This is a genomic window from Bordetella genomosp. 9 (assembly GCF_002119725.1).
Classification (GTDB): domain Bacteria; phylum Pseudomonadota; class Gammaproteobacteria; order Burkholderiales; family Burkholderiaceae_B; genus Bordetella_C.
This window is the reverse complement of the sequence record NZ_CP021109.1, coordinates 715,855-730,348: the sequence shown is the minus strand read 5'-3', so window position 1 is coordinate 730,348 and position 14,494 is coordinate 715,855. Positions and strand designations below refer to the sequence as shown.

Annotated in this window: 16 protein-coding genes and 1 pseudogene; 11 read left to right on the top strand and 6 right to left on the bottom strand. The window is 66.4% G+C overall.

All coding sequences use genetic code 11. The features are described 5' to 3' along the window. Nucleotides 1-16: 16 nt before the first annotated feature. Complete coding sequence (locus tag CAL13_RS03405; protein WP_086071518.1) at nucleotides 17-565, bottom strand: GNAT family N-acetyltransferase; 549 nt, start codon at nucleotides 563-565, stop codon at nucleotides 17-19. A 59-nt stretch (nucleotides 566-624) separates the two neighbouring features. Beyond that, the gene (locus tag CAL13_RS03400) at nucleotides 625-825 is read right to left on the bottom strand and encodes a putative motility protein (RefSeq protein ID WP_086071517.1); all 201 of its coding nucleotides are present in this window, start codon (nucleotides 823-825) and stop codon (nucleotides 625-627) included. Nucleotides 826-1,331: 506 nt separating this feature from the next. On the opposite strand from CAL13_RS03400, the gene CAL13_RS03395 reads away from it, so the two are divergent. From CAL13_RS03395 to CAL13_RS03360, 8 genes are all read left to right on the top strand, one after another. Further along, a complete protein-coding gene (locus CAL13_RS03395) occupies nucleotides 1,332-2,048 on the top strand; it encodes an ABC transporter permease (RefSeq protein ID WP_086056130.1) in 717 nt (238 codons plus the stop codon). Nucleotides 2,049-2,150: 102 nt separating this feature from the next. After that, entirely contained in the window at nucleotides 2,151-3,074 is a 924-nt protein-coding gene (locus CAL13_RS03390; RefSeq protein WP_420042411.1) for a glycine betaine ABC transporter substrate-binding protein, read from the top strand. A 13-nt stretch (nucleotides 3,075-3,087) separates the two neighbouring features. Next, entirely contained in the window at nucleotides 3,088-3,741 is a 654-nt protein-coding gene (locus CAL13_RS03385; RefSeq protein WP_086056129.1) for an ABC transporter permease, read from the top strand. Continuing rightward, nucleotides 3,738-4,895 (top strand): osmoprotectant ABC transporter ATP-binding protein OsmV, encoded by a 1,158-nt coding sequence (locus CAL13_RS03380; protein ID WP_086056128.1) that lies wholly within the window; start codon nucleotides 3,738-3,740, stop codon nucleotides 4,893-4,895. Before CAL13_RS03385 ends, CAL13_RS03380 begins: the two co-directional genes overlap by 4 nt. Before the next feature lie 203 nt (nucleotides 4,896-5,098). Then, on the top strand, nucleotides 5,099-5,701 hold the full coding sequence (locus CAL13_RS03375; RefSeq protein WP_086071516.1) for a DUF1326 domain-containing protein: 603 nt from the start codon (nucleotides 5,099-5,101) through the stop codon (nucleotides 5,699-5,701). Beyond that, nucleotides 5,698-6,507, top strand: coding sequence for a DUF2182 domain-containing protein (locus CAL13_RS03370; protein WP_086071515.1), 810 nt, complete (start codon nucleotides 5,698-5,700; stop codon nucleotides 6,505-6,507). The genes CAL13_RS03375 and CAL13_RS03370 overlap by 4 nt, the downstream gene beginning before the upstream one ends. Before the next feature lie 45 nt (nucleotides 6,508-6,552). Next, complete coding sequence (locus CAL13_RS03365; RefSeq protein ID WP_086071514.1) at nucleotides 6,553-8,220, top strand: ATP-binding domain-containing protein; 1,668 nt, start codon at nucleotides 6,553-6,555, stop codon at nucleotides 8,218-8,220. A gap of 53 nt (nucleotides 8,221-8,273) precedes the next feature. Then, the gene (locus CAL13_RS03360; protein WP_086071513.1) at nucleotides 8,274-8,621 is read left to right on the top strand and encodes a GFA family protein; all 348 of its coding nucleotides are present in this window, start codon (nucleotides 8,274-8,276) and stop codon (nucleotides 8,619-8,621) included. Between the two features lie 54 nt (nucleotides 8,622-8,675). On the opposite strand, the gene CAL13_RS03355 is transcribed toward CAL13_RS03360, so the two are convergent. Together CAL13_RS03355 and CAL13_RS03350 are read right to left on the bottom strand one after the other, a co-directional pair. Then, nucleotides 8,676-9,476 carry a DUF899 domain-containing protein gene (locus tag CAL13_RS03355; RefSeq protein ID WP_198297900.1) on the bottom strand — a complete coding sequence of 267 codons (801 nt, stop codon included), beginning with the start codon at nucleotides 9,474-9,476 and terminating at the stop codon, nucleotides 8,676-8,678. A gap of 170 nt (nucleotides 9,477-9,646) precedes the next feature. After that, nucleotides 9,647-9,967, bottom strand: coding sequence for a DUF4148 domain-containing protein (locus tag CAL13_RS03350; protein WP_086056123.1), 321 nt, complete (start codon nucleotides 9,965-9,967; stop codon nucleotides 9,647-9,649). 290 nt (nucleotides 9,968-10,257) lie between these two features. Between CAL13_RS03350 and CAL13_RS03345 the strand changes: the two are divergent. The 3 genes and pseudogenes from CAL13_RS03345 to CAL13_RS03335 all read left to right on the top strand — a co-directional run. After that, nucleotides 10,258-11,112, top strand: a pseudogene (locus tag CAL13_RS03345) (RNA polymerase sigma-70 factor); the annotation flags it as partial. 335 nt (nucleotides 11,113-11,447) lie between these two features. Next, the gene (locus CAL13_RS03340) at nucleotides 11,448-11,900 is read left to right on the top strand and encodes a cupin domain-containing protein (protein WP_086071512.1); all 453 of its coding nucleotides are present in this window, start codon (nucleotides 11,448-11,450) and stop codon (nucleotides 11,898-11,900) included. A 490-nt stretch (nucleotides 11,901-12,390) separates the two neighbouring features. Then, complete coding sequence (locus tag CAL13_RS03335; protein WP_232462575.1) at nucleotides 12,391-13,311, top strand: LysR family transcriptional regulator; 921 nt, start codon at nucleotides 12,391-12,393, stop codon at nucleotides 13,309-13,311. A 6-nt stretch (nucleotides 13,312-13,317) separates the two neighbouring features. On the opposite strand, the gene CAL13_RS03330 is transcribed toward CAL13_RS03335, so the two are convergent. Both CAL13_RS03330 and CAL13_RS03325 read right to left on the bottom strand, forming a co-directional pair. Next, nucleotides 13,318-13,812: an Ohr family peroxiredoxin gene (locus tag CAL13_RS03330; protein ID WP_086071510.1), complete on the bottom strand. Its 495-nt coding sequence runs from the start codon at nucleotides 13,810-13,812 to the stop codon at nucleotides 13,318-13,320. 31 nt (nucleotides 13,813-13,843) lie between these two features. Continuing rightward, nucleotides 13,844-14,323 carry a carboxymuconolactone decarboxylase family protein gene (locus CAL13_RS03325; protein ID WP_086071509.1) on the bottom strand — a complete coding sequence of 160 codons (480 nt, stop codon included), beginning with the start codon at nucleotides 14,321-14,323 and terminating at the stop codon, nucleotides 13,844-13,846. Nucleotides 14,324-14,494 lie beyond the last annotated feature (171 nt).

The window sequence follows — 14,494 nt, the reverse complement described above, 5'->3', positions numbered from 1 at the left end:
CCCGCGTGACCTGCGATCAGCCGTCGCGCGGTTCCGCCGGCGTATCCAGATTGAGCTGATAGAAGGCCGCGTCCAGCCAGCGGCCAAACTTGAATCCCGCGTGCCGGATCGTGCCGGAATGCACGAACCCGAGCTTTTCGTGCATGGCGATGCTGCCGGTATTGCTGGCGTCTATGCATCCGACGAGCACGTGCAGCTGGGCCTGCCGGGCGCGGCGGATCAGCTCGCGCATTAGCAATGGGCCCAGACCGCGGCCGCGATGCGCATGGTGGACGTAGACGCTGTGTTCGACCGTGTACTTGAAGGCGGGAAACGCCCGGAACGTGCCCCAGCTGGCAAAGCCCAGCAGACGTCCGGCGCCATCCACCGCGCCCACCACCGGGAACCCGCCGGCGCGCTTGGCCGCGAACCAGGCCGCCATGGACTCGGGCGGCCGCGGCACGTAGTCATACAGGGCTGTCGAATGAACGATGGCCTCGTTCAGGATTTCCAGGATGGCCGACGCGTGTTCGGCTTCGGTGCAGTCGATCAATCGCACGTCGTCGCGCGAGGGGGCAGCATTCATGGAACTTGCGTGAAGATGAACCTTGCCGCCGGACTGCGCCGATATCGCGATATCGGCGATCAGGCGGTGACGTGGATGCGGGTTCCCACCATGCCGGACGTCGCCAGCTGTGGCGCAACCGAACCGATCAGGCTCACGATGGTCTGCGCCTGATTGTCCAGCACCTTGCGCAGCAATACATTCTGCGCGTCCTGCATGGCGTTGGCCTGCTGCAGACCGACCGCCGCGGCGACGGTGCCTTCGATCGACATATTGGACATGGCGTGGAACCTGCGTGTAAGGGTGCTGAAGCCTACCTTACCCGGATCACCTTGTCGATCTTTTCCTTGGTCGCGCGCCGGGCGTTGTCGTACCGGTCTTTGGCGCTGCTTCGATCCTCTGTCAATTTCGTGCTGTTGGCTGGCATTTAGCGGCATTTTGACGGCTTCCTCAACCAGGGACTGGACGCCGGCCGCGGATGGCGGTATACTTTCGGCCTTTCCAGCGCGCCGCCGAGGCGTTTCGACCACGGCGGCGCATCGTCAAAACCGCGTTCACGGCTGTCCGCCCGACAGCCATGGCCGGATACCCATCCTGGGTCCGGCCGTTGCGTGATCCCTGTGCCCGACGTGGCGCCCGGGATGACGCGGAAACGATCCGATGCGATTCGTTTTCCTCCGAACGCTCCACGGTTCCGACCGACCCCTGTGTGCGGCATCGCTCGTCGTGCATGCATGGCGTGGCATCGCCGTTTCGCCGCGTCCAACAACAACACGGAGGCCCTCGCATGAACATACGCCTGGCAAAGTCCGCCGCCATGGCCGCCATCATCGCGCTGGCAGTGCTGCTGCTCGCCCATGCCATCGGCGAGCAGGCGCTACGGCAATACAGCGGGGACCTGCGCTACTACATCGGCCGCCACCTGATCCTGGTCGGTTATTCCATGGCCCTGGCGCTCATCGTCGGCATACCCGCCGGCGTGCTGCTGAGCCGGCGCTGCGCCGCGCGCTATGCCGAACGCCTGATGCAGGTGTTCAACGTGGGCAACACCATCCCGTCGCTGGCGGTGCTCGCCATCGCGCTGGGCGTGTTCGGCATCGGCGAGCCGCCGGCCATCACGGCCCTGTTTCTGGCGTCCCTGCTGCCCATCGTGCGCAACACCTATGAAGGCGTGAAGAACGTGCCCGCCGCGATGCTGGAAGCTGCCCGCGGCATCGGCATGACACCATGGCAGGCGCTGGTGCGGGTCGAACTTCCCAACGCGCTGCCCATCATCATCGGCGGCGTGCGGACCGCGCTCGCCATCAACGTCGGCACCGCGCCGCTGGCCTACCTGATCGGCGCCGACAGCCTGGGCACGCTGATTTTCCCGGGCATCTACCTGAACAACACGCCGCAAATGCTGATCGGCGCCGCCGCCACCACGGCGCTGGCGCTGATCCTGGACGGCATCGTCGCGGGTGCCAGCCGGTATGCGCTGGCATGGCGCGGCCGCCTGGCCTGAATGCCCGGCGCCGCGCACGCGCGGCGCTTCATCGCGTATCCGTTGCGCACCGACAGAACCGCCCGGCCGATGCCGGGCCACGAACGAGGAGAAGCCACCACGATGCTGCGATTCCAAGGCAGGACGCGCCGCCTGCTCGCCACCCTGATGTGCGCCCTGATGTGCGCCCTGTTGCCGCTGTGCGCGGCCCACGCCGCCGACACCCTGCGCGTGGGCGGAAAGAACTTCACCGAGCAGTACGTGCTGGCGCAGATCACCGCCGACTATCTGCGTCAAAAGGGCTACAGCGTCGACGTGCGCGCCGGCCTGGGCAGCACGCTCATGCGCAGCGCGCAGGAAAACGGCCAGCTGGACATCGTCTGGGAATACACCGGCACCGCCGCGCTGGTCTACAACAAGATTCCCGACGCCGTGAAACTCGACCCCCAGGCCCTCTACGAGAAAGTCAGGGAAGCCGACGCGCCGCACGGGCTGGTCTGGCTGGATCCGGCCCGGCTCAACAACACCTATGCGCTGGGCGTGCCGCAGCAGATCGCGCGCGAGTGGGACGTCAAGACCATTTCCCAGCTCGTAGAGAAACTGCGGGCGGACAATGGCCGCAAGCATATCTTCGCGATGGATGCGGAATTCGCCAACCGCGCCGACGGTCTGAAACCCCTGCAGGCGCTGTACGGCATGAAGTTCGACCGCTCGGAACTCAAGCAGATGGACCCTGGTCTGGTCTACACCGCGCTGCACAACAACCAGGTGACCGTGGGCCTGATCTACACCACGGATGGGCGCGTGCGCGGCTTCAACATCGTGGCGCTGGAAGACGACCGCCATTACTTCCCCAACTACAACGCGACGCCGGTGGTGCGCCGGGAAGTGCTGGACAGGCATCCGGACCTTGCCCGCCATTTGAACGCGCTGGCCGCGGTGCTCGACAACGACGTCATGCTGGATATGAACAAGCAGGTGGATATCGACGGGCGGTCCGTGCGCGACGTGGCGGCGGATTTCCTGCGCACCCACAAGCTGCCTTGACCCGGAGGCCAACATGACGCTTTTCGATTACCTGTCGGCGAACTGGGCCGAACTGCTGGAACTGACGCTGGAGCATATCTGGCTGGTGGGCAGCGCCGTCGGTTTCGCCATTCTGGTGGGCGTGCCGGCCGGCATTTTCATCAGCCGCCACGAATGGCTGGCCTCGCCGCTGCTCGGCGTGGCGACCGTCGTGCTGACCCTGCCGTCGATCGCGCTGTTCGGACTGATGATTCCGCTGCTGTCGCGCTTCGGCGCCGGCATCGGCGCGGTGCCCGCCGTCATCGCCGTTTTCCTGTATTCGCTGCTGCCCATCATGCGCAACACCTATCTGGCGCTGCATAACGTCAGCCCCGGCATCAAGGAAGCCGGCATCGGCATCGGCATGACGTTCTGGCAGCGCCTGCGCCTGGTCGATCTGCCGCTGGCGGTGCCGGTGATCCTGGGCGGCGTGCGGACCGCCGTCGTCATGAATATCGGTGTAATGACCATCGCCGCCGTCATCGGCGCGGGCGGCCTGGGGACCTTGATCCTGCGCGCCATCGGCCAGAGCAACATGATGAAGCTGCTGGTGGGCGCGGTGCTGGTCAGCCTGCTGGCCATCGTCGCGGATTTCGCGCTGCAGGGCCTGCAGCGACTGCTGACTTCCAAGGGGGTACAAAAGCCATGATCGAACTGGATCGATTGACCAAGACCTACATCCAGAAGGACGGCAAGCCGTTCAATGCCGTGGACGCGGTCAGCCTGAACGTCGAAGAAGGCGAGATCTGCGTCTTCCTGGGCCCTTCCGGCTGCGGCAAGACCACCACCCTGAAGATGATCAACCGGCTGATCCAGCCCACGTCCGGACGCGTGCTGATCAACGGGCAGGACACGATGGCGCTGAACGAGGTGGAGCTGCGCCGCCACATCGGCTACGTCATTCAGCAGATCGGCCTTTTCCCGAATATGACGATCGAAGAAAACATCACGGTCGTGCCGCGCCTGCTGGGCTGGGACAAGAAGCGCTGCCGCGAACGCGCCGCCGAACTCATGGCCATGGTGGCCCTGGACCCCAAGATCTACATGAAGCGCTATCCGCGCGAGCTGTCCGGCGGACAGCAGCAGCGGATCGGCGTGATCCGCGCCCTGGCCGCGGACCCGCCCGTGCTGCTGATGGACGAGCCGTTCGGCGCGGTCGACCCGATCAACCGCGAATCCATCCAGAACGAATTCTTCCAGATGCAGCGGGACCTGAAGAAGACCGTCATCATGGTCAGCCACGACATCGACGAAGCGATCAAGCTGGGCGACAAGGTGGCCGTGTTCCGCCGCGGCAAGCTGGTGCAGTTCGACCATCCCGATACGTTGCTCGCACATCCGCACGACGAATTCGTGGCGGCCTTCGTCGGCCAGGACGCGACGCTCAAGCGCCTGCTTCTGGTGAAGGCCGGCGACGCCGCCACCCAGCCCGGCACGGCGCGCATGGATACGCCGCTGGCCGAGGCCTATCGCATGATGGAAGAAAACGATGATCGCCACCTGACCATCGTGGACGAACACAATCAGGCGCTGGGCTTCGTGCAGCGGCGCGTGGCGCGCAGCGGACAAGGCGTTTGCGGCGAACACTTGCGGCCCTTCTCGGCCTCGGTCGGTCCGGACGACAACCTGCGCATCGTGCTTTCGCGCATGTACCAGTTCAATTCGTCGTGGATGCCGGTGCTGGATGCGAACAACGCGTATATCGGCGAAGTCACGCAGGACTCCATTGCGGACTACCTGAGTTCCGGGCGCTCGCGCCACGCCACGGGCCAGAAGCCGCCTGCCTGGCAAGCCGCCGCCTAGATCGCCCGCGCCGCCATGGCGCGGGCCTGCGCGCCGCGGCCCGCCTCATCGGCCCATTCCTTCCGCCACCATCGAAAGATCGAAGTCTTCGCCCGGGCCCACAATCGCCTTGACTTGCCTTCCGGCCGGGAACAAGAATCGGCTCGTGCTTCTGGTTGCCAGCCGCCATCACGGCCATGAACCGCACGGCGGGGGAGGTTCGTATGAGCTATCACCTGGAAGGCCGTCTGCTCGAGGTCTGCAACTGCAACGTCCTCTGTCCCTGCTGGATCGGCGAGGACCCCGATAACGGCACCTGCGACACCATCGTCGCCTGGCGCATCGACAAGGGGACGGTCGACGACGTGGATGTCGGCGGCAACACGATCGCCGCGGTGGCTCATGTCCCGGGCAACATTCTGCAGGGCAATTGGAAGGCCGCCATCTACGTCGATGACCAGGCATCGCCCGAGCAGGAAGCCGCGCTGCTGAAGGTCTACACCGGCCAGGCCGGCGGCCCCATTGCCGATCTCGTGCAGCTGGTCGGCGAGGTCGTATCGGTGGAACGGGCGCCTATCCGCTTCACCGTCGCCGAAGGCAAGGGCGAGCTGCAGATCGGCGATGACTACTACGCGAAGCTGGAGCCGTATCTCGGGGCCACTGGCGCCCAGACCACGCTCACCGACACCATCTTTTCCACGGTGCCCGGCGCGCCGGTCTTCGTCGGCAAGGCGCCCCGCTACCGTTCCCGGAATGACGCCTTGGGCATCGACGTCGACATCAAGGACCACAACGCCCTGCAGTCCACCTTCGTGTTCGACGCATGAATGGCGCCGCGGCCGCGGCGTCCCGCCCGCGCCAACGCCGCATTTTCCTGCCGATACTCGCGGCGCTGATCGCCCTGTCATGGGCCGCGCTGTGGGCCTGGGCGCGCAGCCCCTATGGCCGCTATCTGGATCACGGCGACTGGACGGCGACGGGGCCGGCGGCCTATCTGTGCCGCGCCATTCCCGCCGGCGATATCGTCGTTCCCGCCGTTCTGTACGGCGTGGCGTGGATCCTCATGACGGCCGCAATGATGCTGCCCACGGTCTTGCCGCTGTTCGATATCTTCGGCCGGCTGACGGCGCGGCGGCGCGATCGCGGACGGCTGCTCGTACTGCTGGGGCTCGGCTACATGACGGTATGGGCGGCGTTCGGCGCGCTGGCGCACGGCCTGCACGCGGCCGTTCTGGCCCTGCTTGCCCGGGCGCCGGTGCTGGCGTGGAACGGCTGGCTGATCGGCGTCGCATGCATCGCCCTGGCGGGCGCTTTCCAGTTCAGCAGGCTCAAGTACCGCTGCCTGGATAGCTGCCGGACGCCCCTGAGTTTCGTCATCCGGCATTGGCGCGGCGGCTCCGGCGCGCGCCAGGCCTTCGTGCTGGGCGCGCACCACGGCCTGTTCTGCGTCGGCTGCTGCTGGGCGCTGATGCTGCTGATGTTTGCCGTGGGGATGGGCAGCCTGGGCTGGATGCTGCTGCTCGCCAGTGCGATGGCCATCGAAAAGAACCTGTCCTGGGGCGCGCGCATCCGCGCCCCGCTGGGCGCCGCCCTGCTCGCCCTGGCCGTCGTCATGGTCGCCGCCCGGCTCTGAACGAGTGCGTTATCCTCACGCCGGTGATTCGGATGCGGAGCGGACGTGGCACACATCATTCCGGACGGCTGGGAAAGCCAGCAACGCAGCGGACCGGCGCAACGTGAACTGGAAACCCTGGCCCGCCTGAAGGCGGGACTGCCGGACGACTACACCGTCTATCACGCCGTGCATTGGACCAATGTGGAAGGACGGCACGCCATCTACGGCGAAATCGACTTCGTCATTGTGAACCGCGCCGGCGAACTGCTGGTCATCGAGCAGAAATCCGGCGCGCTGGACGAAACGCCGGAAGGACTGGCCAAGCGCCATGGCGGCAAGACCCAGCTGATTCCCGTGCAGATGGCGCGCACCGCCGAAAACCTGCGCGCGAAGCTCGCGCGCACGCTGGACGGCGCGGAGGTGCGGCTGGACTACCTGCTCTACTGTCCGGACCACCGCGTGGTGGCGCCCACCACGGCCGGCCTGTCGCCCGAGCGCATCGTCGATGCCGGCCGGCGCGACCGCCTGTGCGCGGTGATCCGCGAGATTCTCCCGGCGGGCGATCCTGCGCCGGCCGCGGTGCGCGTCGATCGTTTCCTGCGCGACATCATCCGGCTGGAAATCGACGTCAGCGCCCTGATCGGACAGGCCCGCACGATGGTGACGCGGCTGGCGGGCGGCTTGGCGCATTGGGCGCGCCAGCTCGACATCGAGCCCTATCGGCTGCGCGTCACCGGCACCGCGGGCTCGGGCAAGACCCAGCTGGCGCTGGCCGAATACCGCGACGCCATCGAACAGGGCAAGCGTCCGCTGTACGTGTGCTTCAACCGGCCGCTGGCCGATCATTTCAATCGCATCGCGCCCGCGGGCGGCCTGGCCTGCTCGTTCCACATGCTGTGCGATCGCCTGGTACGGGCCGCCGGCGGCGCGCCGGACTTCTCGCAGCCCGATGCCTTCGGGCGCCTGGTGGACCAGGCCGAGTCGTTGCCCGTGTCGCCGGATTTCCTGTTCGACACGGTCATCGTGGACGAGGGCCAGGACTTCGACGCGCGCTGGCGCGACATGGTGTTGAGACTTGCCAAGCCCGATGCGCGCGTGCTGTGGCTGGAAGACCCGATGCAGAATCTGTACGGCAACACGCCGCCGGACCTGCCCGGCTGGGTGCGGCTGCGCGCGCAGAGCAATTTCCGCAGCCCGCGTCCGGTGGTCGGCTTCCTGCAAACCATCCTGCCGGACGACGTGCGCATCGACGCCCAGGCGCCCGTGACCGACGCCGACGTCGAACTGATCTCCTATCACGACGAAGAAAGCCTGGCCCGCGCGGTGAAGCTTGGCATCCGCAAATGCTATTCGGCCGGCTTTCGCCAGGAGGACGTGGCCGTGCTCAGTTATCACGGCCACAAGTCGTCGCAGGTGCTGGCGAAGGACCGGCTGGGGCCCCATCTGCTGCGACGCTTCACCGGGGAATACGATCTGTTCGGACAGCCCGTGTATTCGTCCGGCGACGTGCTGGCGGAATCGGTCTACCGATTCAAGGGCCAGTCCGTGCCGGCCGTCGTCTTTGCCGAGATCGATTTCCAGGAACTGGATGAACGGGCGATCCGCAAGCTGTTCGTCGGCGCCACGCGCGCCACGTTGAAGCTGGTCTTGGTGGCCGCCGAACCCGCCGCAGCGGTGCTGCGCGAGAAGCTGGGTGTGGGACTGGCCCAGGACGACGGCGCGCTCACGTAAACACGGCACGGACTTTTCGGCCGCTCAAATACACTGAACAAGGAAGATTCGCCATGAAATACGAAGGAAGCTGCCACTGCGGCCGGGTCCGGTTCGAGGTGGAAGGCGACATCGCTTCGGCCATGTCGTGCAACTGCTCGATGTGCCAGCGCAAGGCCGCGCTGATGTGGTTCGTGCCGCGCAGTGCCATGCGGCTGCTGACGCCGGAACAGGATCTCGGCACCTATACGTTCAACAAGCACGTCATCAAACACCGCTTTTGCCCGAATTGCGGCATCCATCCTTATGGCGAAGGCGCGCAGCCATCGGGCGAGGCCATGGCCGCCATCAATCTGCGCTGCATCGACGGGCTCGACCTGGCGTCGATTCCCGTCAAACACTTCGACGGCCGCTCGATCTGAGGCCCGGAGCGGGATGCCGCGGCCCCTTCACCGGCAGCGGCATCCCGGCCCAGATCAAAGCGGCGGCTCGCCGCGCTCGCCCTGCTTGCGGAACGCGGCTTCGCCTGCGTCGGAGACCTCCACCCACTTCTTGTCGGGCGGCGCGCCGGCGACATAGCTGTCGTGCCAGTTCCACCACTTGTAGGGGGGCGTCTGCGGGTAGCCCGGCGGCGAGTCTTCCCAGGTCTCCTGCCGGCCCAGCGGCGTGATATCCAGATAGTTCCAGGTGCCGCCCATCTGCTCGTCGCCGCGGTTGTTCACAAAATAGGTGCGGTACACGCGATCGCCATCGCGGTAGAACACATTGGTGCCGTGCCACTCGTCGACGCCGAAATCGGCGTCGAAGCCATCCGTGATGGTGAACCACGGCATCTGCCAGCCCATCCGGGCTTTCAGGCGCGCGATATCGCCCTGCCCCGCCCGGGAAACGAAAACCAGCGTCGTGTCCCGCGCGTTCAGGTGCGACACGTGCGCCACCTGGTCGGCCACCATGGAGCAGCCGCGGCAGGCGTGATCCGGCCAGCCGAACACGCCCGGCTCGAAAAACGCCCGATACACGATCAGTTGCCGCCGCCCGTCGAACAGATCGAGCAGGCTGGCCTGGCCCGCGGGGCCGTCGAAGGCATAGCTTTTTTCCACCGCCATCCACGGCATGCGGCGGCGTTCCGCCGCCAAGGCGTCACGCGCCCTGGTCAGCGCTTTTTCCTTTGCCAGCATTTGCTCCCACGCGGCCTCCCACGCCTCGCGCGGCACCACCGGCGGGGCCTGCATGGGAGGGCGATCATCGTCCCGCCCGGTTTCATTCGACGTCGTCATGGCTCCTCCTGTCCCGATATGGAATGCATCCTCTGGGACGGCGCCCGCTCGCATGAACGGACACGGCCGCGTCCCCCGGCTTGCCGGCCCTTCAGGACCGGCAAGCCAGTATGCCAGCGGCCGTGCGCGATGGGGAGCCACATGCCGGGCGGGATTTCCCGCCCATGCGATCAGCTGCCTTGGAAAGGCATGTTGTCGATGTCGCCGAACTTCAGTTGCGCCAGGGATTGCTCGTCCCGGCTCGGCTGCACGGCGATATTCGCGTTAGCTGCGGGGGTCGCCTTCTGCGGAGTGAAGGGCTGGTTGTCCGGATCCTGATTGCCGGTCAAACCGGCGGCGCGGGCGGCGCGCAGCTCTTCGACGACCTGCTCACGGGTCACATTGCTGTAGGTCTTGCCGTACACGCCCTGGAACGGGGTGGTCTGCGCTTGCGCCGCGCCGATCGCGGCAAGGGAAAGAACCAAGGTGGAAACGATGCTTCTGGCTTTCATTGCAGTACTCCTCTCTGTCTCTGTGCGAGCGGCAGGTGCACCGCGAAGGCCGCTTGGACACGGCAGCGCTGAATACCTCGCTCGATGGGGTCATTCTGCTCGGCTGCAGGATCGGGATAAACCTTTGGAAAAGGAAATCAATTTTCCATCTGCACGGACAATGCGGCGGCGGTAACGCCGGGAATTGGAATGGTCTGTCCCGGGCACGACGGCCGGATTTGCCGAACGGTCGGGCGAACAGCAAAATACCGGCGCTCCTGCCCTGCCATTTGCGCGTACCGCGTTCGTCCATGCCCGATCCCACCGGCCTCTTCACCCGAATCCGCCCCCGGCTGCATGCCATCGCGTACCGCATGCTGGGCGCCGTTGCCGACGCGGACGACGTGGTGCAGGACGCCTGGTTGCGCTGGAATGAAGCCGACCACGCCGCCGTGGACAATCCGGAGGCCTGGCTGGTCACCGTCACCACCCGTCTTGCGATCGACCGTTTGCGGGCCGCCAAAGCGCAGCGTGAAAACTACGTTGGCGTCTGGCTGCCCGAGCCGATATTGATGGAATCGCCGCCCACGCCGGAGGAAATCCACGCGCTGGCCGACGACGTGTCCGTGGCTTTCCTGTTCATGCTCGAACGCCTGACGCCGGAGGCGCGCGCCGCCTTCCTGATGCGCGAGGTGTTCGACGCCGACTACCGCGACGTGGCCCACACCCTGGGCAAATCCGAGGCTGCCTGCCGCCAGCTGGTCCGCCGCGCCAAACAGCAGCTGCAACAGGCAAGCCCGCGCCACCCGGTTGCGCCGGAAACCCACCGGCGCCTGATGCTGAGCTTCGCGCAGGCCATGCAGCAGGGCGACTTCCAGGCCCTGCACGCACTGCTGCGCGAGGACGCCGAATTGATCGGCGACGGCGGCGGCAAGGTGCCGAGTTTTTCCAGCCTGGTGGGCGCCAAGCGCCTGGCCCAACTGTTCTACGCCGGCCGCCGCCGCTATGGCGACACCCTGCGCATCGAGGTCGCGCAGGTCAACGGCCAATGGGCCCTGCTGCGCTTCATCCAGGGCGAGCTGGAATCGGTGCAGACCTACGAAACCGACGGCTCGCGGATCGTCCGCGTGCTGGTCCAGCGCAATCCCGACAAGCTCGCGAGGATTGGAAAGCCCACCCCGGAAGCGCTAACGCGCTTCCCCCTCGAAGGGGGCGACGCTGGCGGACCGGAGGGAAAGCCCACCCCCGAAGCGCTAACGCGCCTCCCCCTCGAAGGGGGCGACGCCGGCGGACCGGCGGAGCCGGATCCGCGGCGTCCCCGGTCGTGAGGCACCCGTTTTCATGGGTAGGGTTGGGTTGGGAGGGTGGGCTGACTTGGCGTTGGGGGGAGTGCGCGCGTTATTGGTGCCGTGCGGGCAACAGCGCGGTCCCTTGCGGAGATCTTCCGGGGTGCGCGGGTCGTTCCTAGCATAGGCATGCAGTTCAACATCCAGGAATCGTCATGCCGAAAATCGCCGGATTTACTTTTGCCCTTTTGGCCGCGGGCGCGCTGCTGGGCCAGCAGGCACTCGCCGCTTCGCCTGCCGCTGCGCACGCCGCGCACAGTGGCGCCGCCCCTGCCGCCCCCCAGGCCATCGTCACGCCGCTGATGACCCGGGACATGCCGGACTTCCCCGGCAAGGAAGCGGAGATGATCACCGTCGAATATCCGCCGGGCGCCGTCGACCCCATCCACCGCCACGACGCGCATGCCTTTGTCTACGTGCTGGAAGGCAAGATCGTGATGCAGGTCAAAGGCGCCGACCCCGTCACCCTCACGCCGGGCCAGACTTTCTATGAAGGCCCCAACGACATCCATATCGTCGGCCGCAACGCCAGCCAGTCCCAACCCGCCAAGTTCGTCGTCCTCCTGATCAAAAACAAGGGCGCCCCCGCCCTGATTCCCGTGCAGTAAGCAACGTCAACGTCCCTCCCTGAACGGAAGCGCCGCCCAACGCTCCGCCCCCTCTTCAGCCCCAGCACCACCGACACACCACACACCGGCGCTCCCCCTCGGGGACGCTGCGGATCCGGCCCCGCCGGTCCGCCAGCGTGGTGCCCTTAAGAGGGAAGCGCGAAGCGCCTCGGGAACGAGCCTCCCCGCCCGACCTCACCCATGAAAACAGGTGCCCCACGACCGGGGACGCCGCGGATCCGGCTCCGCCGGTCCGCCAGCGTCGCCCCCCTGGGGGGGAAGCGCGTCAGCGCTTCGGGGGGGGGCCTACAGTCACAAAATGATCGGCTGAAACGTCTTATGGGGCATGGACAACATTTCCTCTTCATCGGACGGCGCCGGCTCCCCGGCCGGCGCGATCGCGGCCCAGGGTGCGCTTTCCTTCCCGGTCGCGCCCGGCGCCCGCGCTGACGCGCTGGCAGCCAGCTTTGCCACCAGCTATGCCGGGGTGGTGGCGTTCATCGCCGTGGCGGCCGAAGGCAGCTTCGCCAAGGCGGGAGACCGGCTCGGCATCGGACGGTCGGCGGTGAGCCGCAGCGTGCAAAAGCTGGAAGACCAGTTAGGCATCCGGTTGTTCGTGCGGACCACGCGCAGCACGTCGCTGACGCGCGAGGGCGAACGCTTCTACGCGAACTGCCATGCGGGGGTCGAGCGCATCGTGCAGGCGCTGGACGACATGCGCGAACTGCGCGAAGGCCCGCCATCGGGCCGGCTGCGCGTGAGCGCCGCCGTGGGTTTCGGCCGCAAGATCGTCGGGCCGCTGCTGAAGGACTTCCGGACGGCCTACCCGGACATCGCCGTCGAACTGCTGCTGGACGACCGGCCCACGGACTTCACGAGCGACGGCGTGGACGTGTCCTTCCGCAATGGCCGCATGGAAGACAGCCAGATCATTGCCCGGCAGCTGGTTCCCATGCAGATGCTGCTGTGCGCGTCGCCCGCTTATATCGCCGCGCACGGCCAGCCGGACCGCATCGAAGATCTGGCCCATCATCGCTGCGTGAATTTCCGCCTGCCCTCGGGGCGGGTCTACGAGTGGGAATTCAAGGTAGGCGGCCATATCCGCAGGTTCGCCCCGCAGGCGCCCCAGGCCATGCTCGCTTTCAACGACCCCGATCTGGTGCTGCAGGCGGTACTGGATGGCGAAGGCATTGCGCAGATGGCCGGATACCAGATCCGCGATCATCTGCGGGACGGAACGTTGACAGCCTGCCTGCCGCAATACGCGCCGGACGACCGCGGCCATTACATCTGCTATCTGAGCCGCCAGCACCTGCCATCGCGCATCCGCGTCTTCGTCGACTTCATGACGACGCACATTCGCGCGCTGGACCTGCACACCACCGAAAGCTTCCTGAAGCCGGCAAGCTGAGAGCGTCTAACCAGTCAAGGCGACCACGATATGAATGCCCTGCCGCGCCATCTTGGAATAGGGGCACAGGCGTTCGGTATTGCGCACCAGCTCGTCCGCGACTGCGCGATCCAGGCCGGGCAGGCGGATGTCGATGCAGGCGGTCAGGGCATACAGGCCATCCGCCGGATCGCGGCCGAAGGTCACGCGCGCCCGGACGCTGGCGTCGCAGGTCTGCAGGCCGTCGCGTGCGGCCAGCAGGCTCAAGCCGCCGTGAAAACAGGCCGCGAACGCCGCCGCGAACAATTGCTCCGGATTGCTGCCCCCGCCCGGACCGCCGAGTTCCAGCGGCAATCGCAGCGCGACATCCAGCGCGCCGTCGTCCGAACGGGCGATCCCGGACGCCCGTCCGTGCGCGGCCGCGCCGCCCGACACCGTGACCGTGCCCGTGTACAGGGGCCGGAATGCTTCGCCCCGGTACTTCGCCAGGGCCTCCACGGGCGGCGGTTGCGGTGTATTCATGGAACGATCCTTGGCCGTAGCGCGGACGGGCCTATTCCAGATTCGCCTTGTCCAGGCCATAGGCCTTGTCGGCCGACCCCGGCGGCGTGCGGAAGCCGACGTTCAGCCGGTTCCAGCCGTTGATGGCCATGATGGCGAAGCTCAGGTCGGAAAGCTCTTTTTCGGAGAAGTGCGCGCGCACCGATTCGTAGATCTCATCGGGCACGCCGTGCTCGGGCAAACGGGTCAACACTTCCGTCCAGGCCAGCGCGGCGCGTTCGCGATCCGAGAACAGCTGGGATTCGCGCCAAATGGCGACGTGGTGCAGGCGCAGCTCGCGTTCGCCATGGATCTTGGCTTCCTTCACATGCATGTCCAGGCAGAAGCCGCAGCCGTTCATTTGCGAAGCGCGGATGTCGATCAGGTGCAGCAGCGGCGCTTCGATGGCGCTGGACTTCACCAGCGTGCTGAACTCGATGTACTTCTTGAACAGCTCGGGCGATTTGGCGAAGGCGTTGATGCGTTGACTCATGATGGATCCTCGATCGGTGTGAAGGGCCTTTGCGCTCTCGCAGCATCGGCTGCATGCGCTCAGGCAACGCTCTCATCGTAGGCCCGGGCGCCGCGCGCCGGTAGACGCGCGGCGAGGATCAGTGTGTTGCCTGGCAGGCATCAATGGCCTGCGCGGATAGCGGCGGCCGCA